The sequence below is a fragment of the Azospira oryzae genome (assembly GCF_004217225.1).
Taxonomy (GTDB): domain Bacteria; phylum Pseudomonadota; class Gammaproteobacteria; order Burkholderiales; family Rhodocyclaceae; genus Azospira; species Azospira oryzae.
Genome location: NZ_SHKM01000002.1, coordinates 453,690 through 466,214, shown reverse-complemented (window position 1 = coordinate 466,214; position 12,525 = coordinate 453,690). Strand labels below are relative to the sequence as shown.

Genomic DNA, 12,525 nt, shown 5'->3' with positions numbered 1-12,525 from the left:
AATCCGTTTAGCTAAGCGTTGAAATGGGGAAAGGTCAGTGCTTGCCGCAACCGCCCTGGGGGCGGGGCGGCGGCGGGGGCAGGTCGGCCGGGTCCCGGGAGAGGCCGGCGGCGGCGAGCTTTGCCCGGTACTCCTGCCACAGGGCGTCCCGGTTGAGGCCCAGTTCGTAGAGGTAGTCCCAGGAGTAGAGGCCGCTGTCGTGGCCGTCGGAAAAGACCAGCTTGATGGCGTAGTTGCCGACCGGCTCCACGCGCTCGATCTCCACCGCCTGCTTGCCGGCCTGCAGCCGTTCCTGGCCGGGGCCGTGGCCCCGCACCTCGGCGGAGGGGGAGAGCACTCGCAGGAACTCGTAGGCGAGTTCGAAGCGCTGTCCGTCGGCGAAGCTGATTTCCAGCAGTCGGGATTTCTGGTGCAGCTTGATTTCGGTGGGAATGGGAGTTTCCCGATTGAGCCCGGCCATGGCCGCAAATCCTGCAAAAAAGACGCGCTATCATAGCGCAGATGGGGCCTGGCCGGGACGTCGGGCCCGTGCCGGACGATCCGTTCCGGCTGTCATCAATTTGTCACCTGGCTGCAATAGACTTTTCTGCAAAGCTTAACGGACAACCAACCCAATGCCAGCCAACATCCTTGTCGTCGAAGACGAACCCTCGATCCAGGAACTGATCGCCGCCAATCTGCAGCATGCCGGGCACCAGGTGCTGCGGGCCTACGATGCCGAAGAGGCGGAGCGCAAGGTGCGCGAGGTGCTGCCCGACGTGGTCCTGCTGGACTGGATGCTGCCCGGCATGTCCGGTGTGCAGTTCGCCCGCAAGCTGCGGGCCGACGAGCGGACCAAGGACGTGCCCATCATCATGCTCACCGCCCGGGGCGAGGAGCACGACAAGATCGCCGGCCTCGAAGCCGGGGCCGACGACTACGTCACCAAACCCTTCTCCCCCCGGGAGCTGCAGGCCCGCATCAAGGCGGTGCTGCGCCGGCGGGCGCCCCAGATGACCGAGGACCCGGTGGATATCGAAGGCCTGCGCCTGGATCCCATCACCCACCGGGTGCTGGGCAACGGCAGCCCGGTGGACCTGGGGCCGACGGAATTCCGCCTGCTGCACTTCTTCATGACCCACCCGGAGAGGGTCCACAGCCGGGCCCAGCTGCTGGACCAGGTGTGGGGTGATCATGTGTTCGTCGAGGAGCGCACCGTGGATGTGCACATCCGCCGCCTGCGCTCGGCCCTGGAGCCCACCGGCCACGAACGCCTGATCCAGACCGTGCGCGGCAGCGGATACCGTTTCTCCACCCAGGCCGGTTAAACTGCCGCCCTGACCACTTCTTCCTGATCGGTCTGTCTTCATGGTCAAAGCCGTCTGGCTGCGCGCCTTCTTCTTCCTCTTCCTGCTTTGTGCCGTCACCGGTCCCGTCTGGATCTTCGTCGGCCGCCAGCAGGCCTGGGAAACCTTCTGCGGCGGCCTGCTGCTCTACCTGCTGTACCACCTGTGGTTCCTCGCCAAGCTCATGCGCTGGCTGCGCGGGCCCCTGGACGCCCGGGTGCCCGCCGGCTGGGGCATCTGGGAAGTGGCCTTCGCCGGCCTGCACCGCCGGGTGCGCATCCGCCTGGAGCAGCAGCACTCCCTGGCCCGGGCCCTGGAGCGCTTCCGCCTGGCCGGCGAGGCCCTGCCCGACGGGGTGGTGGTCTTCAACCGGCACCGCCAGATCGACGGCCTCAATGCCCAGGCCGCCGCCCACTTCAATCTCAACCCGGCCACCGACCGGGGCCAGCCGGTCACCAACCTGATCCGCCAGCCGGAGATGGTGAGCTACCTCAGCGCCGGCCAGTTCGACGAGCCTCTGCTGCTGCAGAACGACCTGCACAAGGGCCAGACCTTGCAGATCCAGGTGATCCCCTATGGCGACGACCAGAACCTGCTCATCAGCCGGGACATCAGCCAGCTGGAGCGCCTGGAAAACATGCGCCGGGATTTCGTCGCCAACGTCTCCCACGAACTGAAGACGCCCCTGACCGTGGTCAGCGGTTTCGTCGAGATGCTGGTGGATGATTTCGACGCCTACCCCCGGGAAGACGCCCTGCACTACCTGCGCCTGGTGCAGGAGCAGTCGGGACGCATGCAGCACCTGATCGACGACCTGCTGACCCTCTCCGCCCTGGAGACCGGCAGCCTGACCCCCCTGGACGAACGGGTGGAAGTGCCGGCCCTGCTGACCTCTATTCGGCAGGAAGCCCAGGCTCTCTCAGCCGGGCGGCACCAGATCAGCCTGGTGTGCGACGGCCCTCCGGTGCTGCTGGGCTGCGCCAACGAACTGCGCAGCGCCTTCGGCAACCTGGCGTCCAACGCCGTGCGCTACACGCCGGATGGCGGCCGGGTGGAACTGATCTGGCAGCGAACCGCCGATGGTGCCGCCTTCACCGTGGCCGACAGCGGCATCGGCATCGCGCCCCAGCACATTCCCCGGCTCACCGAGCGCTTCTACCGGGTGGACCGCAGCCGCTCCCGGGAGACCGGCGGCACCGGCCTCGGCCTGGCCATCGTCAAGCACGTGCTGACACGGCACCAGGGCCGTCTCGAAGTGGAGAGCGAGGCCGGCAAGGGCAGCCGCTTCTCCGCCTGCTTCCCGGCCCTGCGTATTCCTGACTGAAGCGCCGGCAACCGCCCTAGCCGCAGACGCTGAAGCTGACCCGCTCGAAATCGGCGCCGCCTTGCAGCAACTCTTCCAGCTGCACCAGCCAGGTGCCGTCGCTGTGGATTTCCACCTGGCGCCGGGCTCCGTACCAGCCCAGGGGCAGGATCAGGGAAGCTCCTTGTTCCAGGCTTGGCACCGGCGGTAGCAGGAAGGCCCGCACATAGGGCTCCGAGGGCGAATGGTCGGCGCCATGGTGGCGTACCGCCACCGCCTGGGGCCGGCCCGCCAGCAGGCTGATGCCGGCCACCAGCCCGCCGGCCTCGGCGCCGTCCCGCTCCTGCATGACCCAATTGACCTGGCCGAGCATGAACTGCTCCGCCTCCTCCCCGGCCACCCCCACCAACTGCCCCTGCTGTAGCCGCTGGCCGGCGCCGTCCCGGCGCAGGCGGTAGCCGGCGGCCGACTCGTTGGCCACGCTCCAGGTATCGGCGGCGAAAGCCAGGCGGGCCGAGGCAACCGCCAGGGGCTGGCTCGGGTCCACCTGGTGGCGGAAGATGAAGAGGCTGTCGAACTCCTGGCGGGAATAGACCCGCACATTGTCGGGCTGCACGAACTCCCGGCCGGCGACGAAGTAGTGCAGGGCTTCCCAGCCGACGCAAAGACGCAGCCGGCCCTTGCCCGGATGGCGCCGGAAGCGGCGCAGGGCGGGGGTCTGGGACCAGGGGCGAAAAAGCAGGGCGAGCAGGTGGACGCACTGGCTGGCGCTGCAGCCTTCGCCCAGGCCGGCGTCCACCGGTGAGAGCCGGGCCTTGAGGCCCTGGTGGGCCTGGCGCAGGCGCAGGGTCAGGCGCGAAGTGTCGAGGCGGCGCAGGGTCGGTCCGTCCGCCGTCGCGTCATGGGGCTGGAGGCCGCCGTCCCGTAGCAGATCAACGACGAAGCGGGGCGCGCCATCGCCCGCTGCCAGGGCGTCGATTCCCACCAGGGGCGCCCATAGCCGGGCCCAGCGCCAGGCCAGTTCCAGCTGGCGCAGGGAAAGGCTGTAGGGGCCGGCCAGTTCCAGCAGCAGGGCAGCGTTGTAGATGGCCGCGCAATGGCCCTGGCCGTGTTCCGGCATCTCGGGATCGGCCACCGGCAGGGTGGCCACGCCCCATTCCTCGGCGCTGCCGAAATAGCCGTGGAGCTCGAGCCACAGGCCCGCTTCCAGCTCGCGCCGGGCCCGATAGTGCTCGACCATGGCCAGGGCGGTGTAGTGCAGGCAGCGGTGCAGGATCAGGGCCAGCCGCTCCGGCGTGTCCTGGCCTGGCTCCAGCCCCTGGGCGACCCGGGCGTAGGCCTGGGCCATGCGCCGCCAGGCGGCCGTGACCGCGGCGAAGGTCGTTTCTTCCTGGTCCGCCAGGGGCAGGGGGCGGTTGAGGTAGCGTCTGGCCAGCTCCTCCTGGGCGAAGGCGAGGGGCGTGCGGGCCTGCTCCAGGAGCTGCAGGGCGGCCAGGGGCGCCGGCGGGGCAGTCAGCAGGCTGTGCTGGAAGCGGACCAGGCCGTCATGCAGGAGGGGCGGGTCTGCCAGGGGCAGCCGCGCCAGGAAGGCCGCCCCGCTTGGCAAATCGGGGAAGGCCAGGGCGACGCCGGCAGCGTTTGGGTTGCCCATGGCCTAGCCCTCCCGCCCGGACCGGCCGACGGTGCCGGCTGGGTGGCTCGTGATATCCGGGGAGCGGGCGCTGCCGGCGGCGTTGTGGCAGTAGGGGACGGGACCCGGAGGTCGCAGCGTGGACCGGCGGGGATATGCGGGGGCGGTGCGTGGTGCACTGGTGGGGGCTGGCATGGCGGCGCTCTTCCTGGCGATGGTCCCGGGTCCGGCAACGGCCCGGGAATGGCTTGATTCTTGGGCCCCGGCGGGGCGCCGCCCAAGGAACTAAGTCACGCCGCCTCGTTGCTGCCGCAGCTCACCAGGTCGAAGTCGTGGCCGCTGAAGACCACCTTGTCCAGACGGTAGCGGCGGGACTGGCCCTGCTCCAGCTCCACCGGGCGGTTCTTCAGGTACCAGCCCCGGGGCAGCACCAGGTCGGGCAGGGCGCCCGGATCGGCACCGACGGGCTGGATGATGAAGCCGCCGACGCTGGCCTGGAGCGGCAGGTTGGCCCCCAGGGCCGTCACCGCCACCCCCAGGGCCAGGCCCGGCAGGCGCTTGGCCTTGGCCACGACGCCGCCGCTGCCGGTCTGCATCAGGCTGCTGAGGCGGGTCAGCACCAGCTGCCCGTCTTCCCCGGCAATGGCCGCCAGCTGGCCCACTGCGACCCGGGCGCCGCCTTCGGGGCGGTACAGGCGGAAGGCGTGGGCGCTTTGCTCCAGCAGGGTCCAGGTTTCGCCGCTGTAGCGCTGGCTGGCTTCTTCCCTGACGCTGCTGGCGTCGTCCCGGGCGGTGCCGAACACGGCCAGCCGCTCCGCATCCTGGCGGGAATACTGGTAGGCGGCGGCCGCCGCCTTGGGTCGGTGCATCTCGCGGCCGGTGAGGCGGTAGTGGATGGCCTCGTAGCCGAGCACCACCTCCGCCGTGCCGATGGGCTGGCGCAGGTCGAAGGCCCGGGCGATGGCTTCCTGGGACCAGGGGTACTTGAGGTGGGCCAGCAGGCGCTGGGCGTCGCCGGGGCTTACCTCGTCGCCCAGCTGCAGGTCCGCCGGCGACACCGCCTCGGCCAGGCGCCGCCGCAGCTTGCGCATGTGGCTGGCCAGGTCGGCGGTGACGAGTCGGCGCACCTGGGGGCCGAGGATGGCGGAGGGCAGGGGCTTGGCCACCGGCCGGTCGCTTTCCAGGTCGATGACGAAGGGGGCCGGCTCGCCGGCGTCGATGCTGGCGATCTGCACCAGCTGGGCCAGGGCCCGGGACCAGCGCCACACCACCGGAATGTCGCGGGAACGCAGGGAATAGGGCTTGGAGAGGTCGAACAGCAGCACCGCCGCATAGCTGCGGGCGCAACTGAGGCTGCGCCCCTTGGGGTCCTGGAACACCAGGTCGGCCACCTGGCGCCGTTCGCTCTCGGCGTAGATGGCGTGGAAGGACTGCCAGAGGCCGTCGGGAATCTGGAAGCGGGCCTCCAGGTGTTCGGCCAGGGCCATGCCGCGGCAGAACAGGGCCCGTTCCAGGACCGCCGCCGTGTCGGCGTCGCTGCCGGCCGGGGGCTCGGCGGCCAGCCAGGCGTCGGCGGCGTCCTGCCACAGCTGCACGGTGCGCTGGAACAGGGCCAGTTCCTGGCCCGCGTAGGGCAGGGGGCGGGACAGGTAGCGGCGGGTGGCTTCGTCCTGGACGAAGGCCAGGGCCTTTTCCGCCTGGGCCAGGACGGGAGCCTGCTCCAGAGGCGGCAGGGGATGCCGGGCCAGGGTGGTGAAGAAGCGGGTCAGGGCTTCATGGGTGCGCACCGGATCGGCCATGGGCAGGCGGCCGAGGAAGGCGGCAGCATCGGCACCGCTGCGCAATTCCAGGGGCTGGGCGGCGGTGAGGGTAGCGGGTTTCATCATGACGCACCTCCGGAGGTGACGTAGCTTTTTTGTTCTTTAAGCTTAGATGAGAATTCAGCCGGAAACGGGGGCGAGGCCGGTCTTATGGGCAGCCATTGTGCCTGCCGGGCCCCGAAACGCCAAGGCGCCACCGTATAATCGGAATCCCTGCTCCCCATCCCCGGCTCACCCATTCCATGAATGACCGTCAACTGGCCAGCCTCTGGCAGCAACGTCTTTCCACCCGCCGCTTCAAGGTCAAGGCCGGCGAGATCATCGAGGCCCGGGCATCCACGGCGGCGGAAGGGGCGGCGGGGCTGCGCACCGAATATCACATCGACCACGACCGGGTGGTCTTCTCCACCGCCTTCCGGCGCCTGGGGCGCAAGACCCAGGTCCATCCCCTGGCCACCCACGACCACACCCACAACCGCCTCACCCACAGCGTCGAAGTGGCCTGCGTCGGCCGCAGCCTGGGCAACCGGGTGGGGGCCATGATGGCCGAGCAGGGCTATCTGCCGGAGGGCATCACCCCCTTCGATCTGGGCATGGTGGTGCAGGTGGCCTGCCTGGCCCACGACATCGGCAATCCCCCCTTCGGCCACACCGGCGAGGATGCCCTGCGGGCCTGGTTCCGCGATGCCCGCAACGCTTCCTTCCTGACCGGCCTGTCCGAGGCCGAGCGCCTCGATGTGCAGACCTTCGAGGGCAACGCCCACGGCTTTCGCATGGTCTCCCGCCTGGAGATGTACGCCAACGAAGGCGGCATGCGCCTCACCGCCGCCGCCCTGGGGGCCATGATCAAGTATCCGTGGACCGTGGCCGCCAGCCCCAAGCCGGGCAAGTTCAATTTCTACCAGTCCGAACTGGCCTATTTCGAGGCCGTGGCCGAGGCCCTGGGACTGCCCCGGAGCGGCGACCGCTGGGGGCGCCATCCCCTGTCCTACCTGATGGAGGCGGCGGACGACGTCTGCTACGCCATCCTGGACCTGGAGGATGCGGTGGAAATGGGCATCCTGGAGGTGGAGGAGTTCGAGCGCCTGATCAATCCCCTGGCCGCCGCCGAGAGCGGCCGGGTTTGGGAGAGCCCCGGCGCCCGCCAGCGCTGCGCCATGCTGCGCGGCGTCGCCGTGGGGCGTTGCGTCAATGCCATCAGCGAAGCCTTCATCAAGAACCTGCGCTCCCTCACCGACGGCACCTTCAGCGAAAGCACCGGCGCCAAGGACCTGCTGGCGGCCTGTCCGGAGGATGTGGACCGGGTCCTCTCCGAGGCCAAGGACCTGGCCCGGCGCCGGGTCTACCGCCACAAGAGCAAGGTCATGACCGAACTGGCGGCCTATCCCTGCCTGGCTTCCATCCTGGATGTGCTGGTGCCGGCGGTGCATGCCCAGGTGACGGGCAGCGGCGAGGTGGACAACCGGCAGAAGACGGCCCTCTCCCTGCTGGAGGTGCCGGTGCGGCGCGAGGCCGGGCTTTACGCCGCCTACATGGAAGTGCTGGATTACGTCGGCGCCATGACCGACAACGCGGCGGCGACCCTGGCCCGGGAAATTTCCGGCGTGGGGATTATCTGAGGGCGTTGCGGCGCAGCCGGCGGCGGTCCAGCCACCAGGCGTAGAAGGGCAGGATCAGGGCCGAGCCCGGCAGCAGCAGGAACAGCAGGTAGGGCGAGAGGCGGGAGAGGCGCCGCAGGTGGCGCAGCAGTTCGGCCTTTTCCTCGGCACTCCACTGGCCGCCATTGCGGGTCTTCATCAGCAGGGGCATCAGTCCCCGCATCTGCAGCACTTCCGTGATGACCTGGCGCGACTGCCGCTTCTGGGCGGCGAGAATCTGCCGCAGCAGCGTTTCTTCAGGGACAGGGGCAGGGTCGGCGGCGGCGGTGGCCGCCGTGTTCTCGGGCGGGGCCATGGCTCAGCCCCGGCTGCGTTGGCTGAGGTCGTTCAGGCGCTGCCGCAGGGCAACGTAGGTCTTCCAGCCGAAATAGCCGCGCCGCAGCCAGCGGAAGACCCGCTTCGGCCGCAGGATGAAGCTGAAGGCCAGGCCGGCGCCCACGGTTCCCGGATGTTCCCTGAGCCAGCGCAGTCCCTGGGCCCCCGTGTCGGCGGCTCCCAGGGTGGTGGCCAGGGGCCAGCTGTCCCGGGCCAGGGCTTCGCGCTGGGCCTGGATCTTGGCGGAGAGGCGGCCCCGTTTGTGGGCCAGCTCGAGCAGGCGCTCGTTCATGGCCGGGGCTGTTCCCCGTCGGCCTCGGCCTGGGCGGCGCGCAGGGCTTCCAGATCGGCCTGCAGCTCGCTGATGCTGCTGGCGAAGAGGCCGGAGCGGCGGCGGGAGAGGCGCAGGGCCGTGGCGGTGAGGGCCAGGCCGCCACCGATGAAAATCAGGGAGAAAACGGCAAAGATGACGATGCGGCTTTCCCAGAAGGCGGCAGCCACCAGGGCCACCAGCAGCACCATGCCGATGCACAGGAAGACCAGGGCGGCGACGCTGAACACCAGCAGCTGGGTGAGACGGATCTTTTCCTCTTCCAGTTCGGCACCGAGCAGTTCCAGGCGCGTCTTGCCCGTCGCCACCAGGGTGGCGAGCAGACGTTTCAGGGAAGCAAAGAAGCCCGCGCTTTGATCGGCCATGGGTTTACCGGAGTGGAAGTGGAACGGGATGGAACGGAAAAACAAACCCGGAAGGCGCGCCACGCGAGCCGGAGCACGCGCCGTCCTTCCGGGAGGCGTTACGGCGGCGGCTTAGCGGCGGCCGATGATGACGCCGAGCAGCAGGCCCACGCCGGCGGCGATGCCGACGGCCTTCCAGGGGTTTTCATGGACGAAGTCGTCGGTGGCGCGGGCGGCGGCCTTGGTCTTGTCCACCAGGGCGGCTTCGGCGTCGGCCAGGCGGATCTTGGCGTCCCGCAGGCGGTCCTGGATTTTCTCGCGCAGTTCGGAAACCTTTTCGCCGGCGGAGCTGGCGGTGGCGCGCAGCAGTTCTTCGGCGTCGGCAACCACCACCTTCAGGTCGGTGACCAGCTTTTCCTTGGAGACGGCGGACAGATCGGTATTGGCATTCATGGCGATTCCTCTTCTCGGAGTATGTTGCGGAAATCTTGCAGCGGGGCTCACAGCAGGGCCGTCAGTGCGAGTTGACCAGAGTAACGGGAGTCCGCCCCAAAATCAACGCGCCCATGCAGGCGGCAAATGACAGGGGCCTAGGCGGGGGCGAAGTCGTAGTCCACGATCAGGGGAGCGTGGTCGGAGAAGCGCTGCTCCTTGTAGACAAAGGCCTCCCGGGCGGTGGCGGCGATGCCGGGGGTGGCGATGTGGTAATCGATGCGCCAGCCCACGTTCTTGGCCCGGGCCTGGCCCCGGTTGGACCACCAGGTGTAGGCCTCGCCGGTGGCTTCCGGATGCAGGCGGCGGTACACGTCGACCCAGCCCTTGTGCTCGAACAGGTCGCCGATCCAGGCCCGCTCTTCGGGCAGGAAGCCGGAATTCTTCAGGTTGCCCTTCCAGTTCTTCAGGTCGATTTCCTGATGGGCGATGTTCCAGTCGCCGCACAGCACCACTTCCCGGCCTTCGGCCTGGAGCGCGGCGAGCACGGGCGCGAATTCGTCCATGAACTGGAACTTCGCTTCCTGCCGCTCCGGCGAGCTGGAGCCGGAGGGCACATACACGGAAATGACCGAGAGATTGCCGAAATCGGCCCGGATGTAGCGGCCTTCGGCGTCGAAGCCGGCATGGCCGATGCCTTCGCTGACCCGGTCCGGCTGCTGCCGGCACCACAGGCCGACGCCGCTATAACCCTTCTTCTCGGCATAGTGGAAATAGCCGCTGAAGCCGGGCGGATTGGACATTTCCGGGGTCAGGTCCGGGGCCTGGGCCTTCAGTTCCTGCAGACAGACGATGTCGGCGTCCTGGGCGGCCAGCCATTCGGCCAGGCCCTTGTTGAAGGCGGAGCGGATGCCGTTGAGATTGAGGGAGATGATGCGTAACATTGCCTTGTTGCGCCGCGCCAGGCGGCGATCGGAATAATTAGGAAACAGGATCGTTATGGATTTTCGTCAGGAGTTCATCGAGTTCGCCGTGGCCCGCCAGGTGCTGCGTTTCGGCGAGTTCAAGACCAAGGCCGGGCGGCTTTCGCCCTATTTCTTCAACTCCGGCCTGTTCAACGACGGGGACTCTCTCCTGCGGCTGTCCCAATTCTACGCGAAAGCCATCGCCGCCTCCGGCCTTGAGTTCGACCTGCTCTTCGGCCCGGCCTACAAGGGCATTCCCCTGGTGGCCGCGGTGGCCGTGGCCCTCGCCGGCCAGGGCCGCAATCTGCCCTATTCCTTCAACCGCAAGGAAGCCAAGGACCACGGCGAAGGCGGCACCATCGTCGGCGCCCCCCTGCAGGGTCGGGTGCTGATCGTGGACGACGTGATTTCCGCCGGCACTTCCGTGCGCGAATCGGTGGAACTGATCCGTGCCGCCGGGGCCACCCCGGCGGGCGTCGTCATCGCCCTGGACCGCATGGAGCGGGGCACCGGCGAACTTTCCGCGGTGCAGGAAGTGGAGCGGGACTACGGCATTCCGGTGGTGGCCGTGGCCACGCTGGAAGATCTGATGACCTTCCTGGCCAGCCATGGTGAGCTGGCCGCGCATCAGGCGGCGGTTGCCGCCTACAGGAGCCAATATGGGGTATCCCGCGTCTAAGCTGCTTTCCCTGGTCCTGGCCGGGGGCGTGGCGCTGCCGGCTTGGGCGGCCCCCCCCAGGTCCGGCGAAGACCCGAATCGCCTGGTCAAGCTTTATTGCTGCGAGGTGGACGGCCAGAAGACCTGCGGCGACACCCTGCCGCCCCAGTGCCAGAAGCGCGCCTACAAGGAACTCAATTCCCTGGGCGTGGCCCGGGAAGTGGGGCCTCCCCTGACGCCGGAACAGCAGGCGCAGAAGGTCAGGGACGAGCAGCGGCGCAAGGAGGAAGAGGCCGCCCAGAAGGAACAGGCGCGCAAGGATACGGCCCTGCTCAACACCTATAGCAGCGAGAAGGACATCGACCTGATCCGGAGCCGCAATGAGCAGGAAATGCAGGGCCAGATCAAGCAGTCCGAAAACAAGGTGGCCGATGCCCAGAAACACCTGAAGCGGCTGCAGGACGAAATGGAGTTCTACAAACACCGCCCGGCGCCCTCCGAACTGGGCAAGAACATCCGGGATGCGGAATACGACCTGCGTCTGCAAAAGGAGCTGCTCGAGCGCAAGAATCAGGAGCTGCAGCAGATCCGCAGCAAGTACGACCAGGACAAGCGCCGCTACATCGAACTGACCCGGGCCCGGGCCGCCAATCCTGCCGGCCTGCATCCCGCCCTGGTACACCCCGCACCGCCACCGGCTGTTGAACGCCCCCGCTGAGACTTCCGGCCCGACTGGGGCCGGGCTGACGCCCCAGGGGGCTTTCCTCCTGGGATTACGGGCCCTGCTGCCCCTGCTGGTGGGGGTGGCGCCCTTTGGCGTCATCTATGGCGTGGTGGCGCTGCAGTCGGGCATCCCGCCCCTGGCGGCGGTACTCATGTCTTCCGTGGTCTTCGCCGGTTCGGCCCAGTTCCTCCTGGCCCAGCTGATCGGCGTGGGCGCTCCCCTTCTGCTCATGGTCGGCGCCGCCGCGGTGCTCAACCTGCGCCATACCCTGTACAGCGCCTCGGTGGCGCCCCTGCTGGGGCATCTGCCCTGGCGCTGGAAGCTGGCCCTGGCCTATCTGCTGACCGACGAGGCCTACGCCGCCGCCATTCCCTACCTGCTCGACCCGGCCCACAAGGCGGTGCGCCACTGGCTGCTGCTGGGCAGCGGCCTGGCCCTGTGGAGCAGCTGGCAGCTGGCCACCCTGGCCGGGGTGCTGCTGGGGCGGGGGCTGCCGGCGGACCTGCCCCTGGACTTCGCCCTGCCCCTGACCTTCATCGCCATCGTGGTGCCCCTCATCGACAGCCGCAGCCGGCTGGCGGCGGCCCTGGTGGCGGCGGCCGTGGCCGTGGTTGCCGCGGCGCTGCCCTACAAGCTGGGCCTTTTCTGCGCCGCCCTGGCCGGTCTTGCGGCCGGCGTCCTGCTCCTGCCCCGGCGGGGCATAGGGGAGCCGCGGCCATGAACGGCGAACTGTGGCTGTTGTTCGGGGCGGCGGGGCTGCTGACCTTCCTCATCCGCCTCTCCTTCATTGCCGCCGAGGGGCGTTACCGGGCGCCCGCCTGGTTCGTTGCCGCCCTGCCGTTCGTGCCCATCGCCGCCCTTAGCGCCCTGGTGGCGCCGGAACTGTTCCTGGCGGCCGGGGAATTGCGCCTGGGGCCCCGCTTCTGGGCCGGCCTGGTGGCCATCGCGGTGGCGGCCTGGCAGCGCAATACCCTGCTCACCATCGGCAGCGGCTTCCTGGCCCTGTGGCTGTTCTCCTGA

General features: G+C 68.9%; 15 protein-coding genes. 7 read left to right on the top strand and 8 right to left on the bottom strand.

Going from position 1 to position 12,525, the window contains the following annotated elements:
- Window positions 1-34: 34 nt before the first annotated feature.
- A complete protein-coding gene (locus EV678_RS11265; protein ID WP_130459598.1) occupies window positions 35-460 on the bottom strand; it encodes a gamma-butyrobetaine hydroxylase family protein in 426 nt (141 codons plus the stop codon).
- Window positions 461-614: 154 nt separating this feature from the next.
- Between EV678_RS11265 and phoB the strand changes: the two genes are divergently transcribed.
- Window positions 615-1,307 carry a phosphate regulon transcriptional regulator PhoB gene (gene phoB, locus EV678_RS11260; protein ID WP_014235970.1) on the top strand — a complete coding sequence of 231 codons (693 nt, stop codon included), beginning with the start codon at window positions 615-617 and terminating at the stop codon, window positions 1,305-1,307.
- A gap of 40 nt (window positions 1,308-1,347) precedes the next feature.
- Entirely contained in the window at window positions 1,348-2,649 is a 1,302-nt protein-coding gene (gene phoR / locus EV678_RS11255; RefSeq protein ID WP_130459597.1) for a phosphate regulon sensor histidine kinase PhoR, read from the top strand.
- Between the two features lie 16 nt (window positions 2,650-2,665).
- Here phoR and EV678_RS11250 read toward each other — a convergent pair whose 3' ends face one another.
- Together EV678_RS11250 and EV678_RS11245 are read right to left on the bottom strand one after the other, a co-directional pair.
- Window positions 2,666-4,279 carry a hypothetical protein gene (locus tag EV678_RS11250; protein WP_130459596.1) on the bottom strand — a complete coding sequence of 538 codons (1,614 nt, stop codon included), beginning with the start codon at window positions 4,277-4,279 and terminating at the stop codon, window positions 2,666-2,668.
- 269 nt (window positions 4,280-4,548) lie between these two features.
- On the bottom strand, window positions 4,549-6,144 hold the full coding sequence (locus EV678_RS11245; protein ID WP_014235973.1) for a hypothetical protein: 1,596 nt from the start codon (window positions 6,142-6,144) through the stop codon (window positions 4,549-4,551).
- Window positions 6,145-6,320: 176 nt separating this feature from the next.
- Here EV678_RS11245 and EV678_RS11240 point away from each other — a divergent pair, with 176 nt between their 5' ends.
- The gene (locus EV678_RS11240; protein ID WP_014235974.1) at window positions 6,321-7,697 is read left to right on the top strand and encodes a deoxyguanosinetriphosphate triphosphohydrolase; all 1,377 of its coding nucleotides are present in this window, start codon (window positions 6,321-6,323) and stop codon (window positions 7,695-7,697) included.
- On the opposite strand, the gene EV678_RS11235 is transcribed toward EV678_RS11240, so the two are convergent.
- From EV678_RS11235 to EV678_RS11215, 5 genes are all read right to left on the bottom strand, one after another.
- Complete coding sequence (locus EV678_RS11235) at window positions 7,690-8,031, bottom strand: hypothetical protein (RefSeq protein WP_130459595.1); 342 nt, start codon at window positions 8,029-8,031, stop codon at window positions 7,690-7,692. The genes EV678_RS11240 and EV678_RS11235 overlap by 8 nt on opposite strands.
- Window positions 8,032-8,034: 3 nt before the next feature.
- Window positions 8,035-8,343 (bottom strand): YqjK-like family protein, encoded by a 309-nt coding sequence (locus EV678_RS11230; RefSeq protein WP_014235976.1) that lies wholly within the window; start codon window positions 8,341-8,343, stop codon window positions 8,035-8,037.
- Window positions 8,340-8,747: a phage holin family protein gene (locus EV678_RS11225; protein ID WP_014235977.1), complete on the bottom strand. Its 408-nt coding sequence runs from the start codon at window positions 8,745-8,747 to the stop codon at window positions 8,340-8,342. The genes EV678_RS11230 and EV678_RS11225 overlap by 4 nt, the downstream gene beginning before the upstream one ends.
- A 111-nt stretch (window positions 8,748-8,858) precedes the next feature.
- Window positions 8,859-9,179 carry an ElaB/YgaM/YqjD family protein gene (locus EV678_RS11220; RefSeq protein ID WP_014235978.1) on the bottom strand — a complete coding sequence of 107 codons (321 nt, stop codon included), beginning with the start codon at window positions 9,177-9,179 and terminating at the stop codon, window positions 8,859-8,861.
- Between the two features lie 137 nt (window positions 9,180-9,316).
- On the bottom strand, window positions 9,317-10,102 hold the full coding sequence (locus EV678_RS11215; protein WP_130459594.1) for an exodeoxyribonuclease III: 786 nt from the start codon (window positions 10,100-10,102) through the stop codon (window positions 9,317-9,319).
- Between the two features lie 55 nt (window positions 10,103-10,157).
- Between EV678_RS11215 and pyrE the strand changes: the two genes are divergently transcribed.
- The 4 genes from pyrE to EV678_RS11195 are packed head-to-tail and all read left to right on the top strand — an operon-like array spanning window position 10,158 to window position 12,525.
- Window positions 10,158-10,802 (top strand): orotate phosphoribosyltransferase, encoded by a 645-nt coding sequence (pyrE, locus tag EV678_RS11210; protein ID WP_014235980.1) that lies wholly within the window; start codon window positions 10,158-10,160, stop codon window positions 10,800-10,802.
- A complete protein-coding gene (locus EV678_RS11205) occupies window positions 10,783-11,499 on the top strand; it encodes a hypothetical protein (RefSeq protein WP_014235981.1) in 717 nt (238 codons plus the stop codon). The genes pyrE and EV678_RS11205 overlap by 20 nt, the downstream gene beginning before the upstream one ends.
- On the top strand, window positions 11,483-12,226 hold the full coding sequence (locus tag EV678_RS11200) for an AzlC family ABC transporter permease (RefSeq protein ID WP_130459593.1): 744 nt from the start codon (window positions 11,483-11,485) through the stop codon (window positions 12,224-12,226). Before EV678_RS11205 ends, EV678_RS11200 begins: the two co-directional genes overlap by 17 nt.
- Window positions 12,223-12,525, top strand: a complete 303-nt coding sequence (locus EV678_RS11195) for an AzlD domain-containing protein (protein WP_014235983.1) — start codon at window positions 12,223-12,225, stop codon at window positions 12,523-12,525. Before EV678_RS11200 ends, EV678_RS11195 begins: the two co-directional genes overlap by 4 nt.

Bases quoted from the DNA above. Each gene is read 5' to 3' on its own strand.
- EV678_RS11265 (WP_130459598.1), bottom strand. From the start codon at position 460: ATGGCCGGGCTCAATCGGGAAACTCCCATTCCCACCGAAATCAAGCTG.
- phoB (WP_014235970.1), top strand. From the start codon at position 615: ATGCCAGCCAACATCCTTGTCGTCGAAGACGAACCCTCGATCCAGGAA.
- phoR (WP_130459597.1), top strand. From the start codon at position 1,348: ATGGTCAAAGCCGTCTGGCTGCGCGCCTTCTTCTTCCTCTTCCTGCTT.
- EV678_RS11250 (WP_130459596.1), bottom strand. From the start codon at position 4,279: ATGGGCAACCCAAACGCTGCCGGCGTCGCCCTGGCCTTCCCCGATTTG.
- EV678_RS11245 (WP_014235973.1), bottom strand. From the start codon at position 6,144: ATGATGAAACCCGCTACCCTCACCGCCGCCCAGCCCCTGGAATTGCGC.
- EV678_RS11240 (WP_014235974.1), top strand. From the start codon at position 6,321: ATGAATGACCGTCAACTGGCCAGCCTCTGGCAGCAACGTCTTTCCACC.
- EV678_RS11235 (WP_130459595.1), bottom strand. From the start codon at position 8,031: ATGGCCCCGCCCGAGAACACGGCGGCCACCGCCGCCGCCGACCCTGCC.
- EV678_RS11230 (WP_014235976.1), bottom strand. From the start codon at position 8,343: ATGAACGAGCGCCTGCTCGAGCTGGCCCACAAACGGGGCCGCCTCTCC.
- EV678_RS11225 (WP_014235977.1), bottom strand. From the start codon at position 8,747: ATGGCCGATCAAAGCGCGGGCTTCTTTGCTTCCCTGAAACGTCTGCTC.
- EV678_RS11220 (WP_014235978.1), bottom strand. From the start codon at position 9,179: ATGAATGCCAATACCGATCTGTCCGCCGTCTCCAAGGAAAAGCTGGTC.
- EV678_RS11215 (WP_130459594.1), bottom strand. From the start codon at position 10,102: ATGTTACGCATCATCTCCCTCAATCTCAACGGCATCCGCTCCGCCTTC.
- pyrE (WP_014235980.1), top strand. From the start codon at position 10,158: ATGGATTTTCGTCAGGAGTTCATCGAGTTCGCCGTGGCCCGCCAGGTG.
- EV678_RS11205 (WP_014235981.1), top strand. From the start codon at position 10,783: ATGGGGTATCCCGCGTCTAAGCTGCTTTCCCTGGTCCTGGCCGGGGGC.
- EV678_RS11195 (WP_014235983.1), top strand. From the start codon at position 12,223: ATGAACGGCGAACTGTGGCTGTTGTTCGGGGCGGCGGGGCTGCTGACC.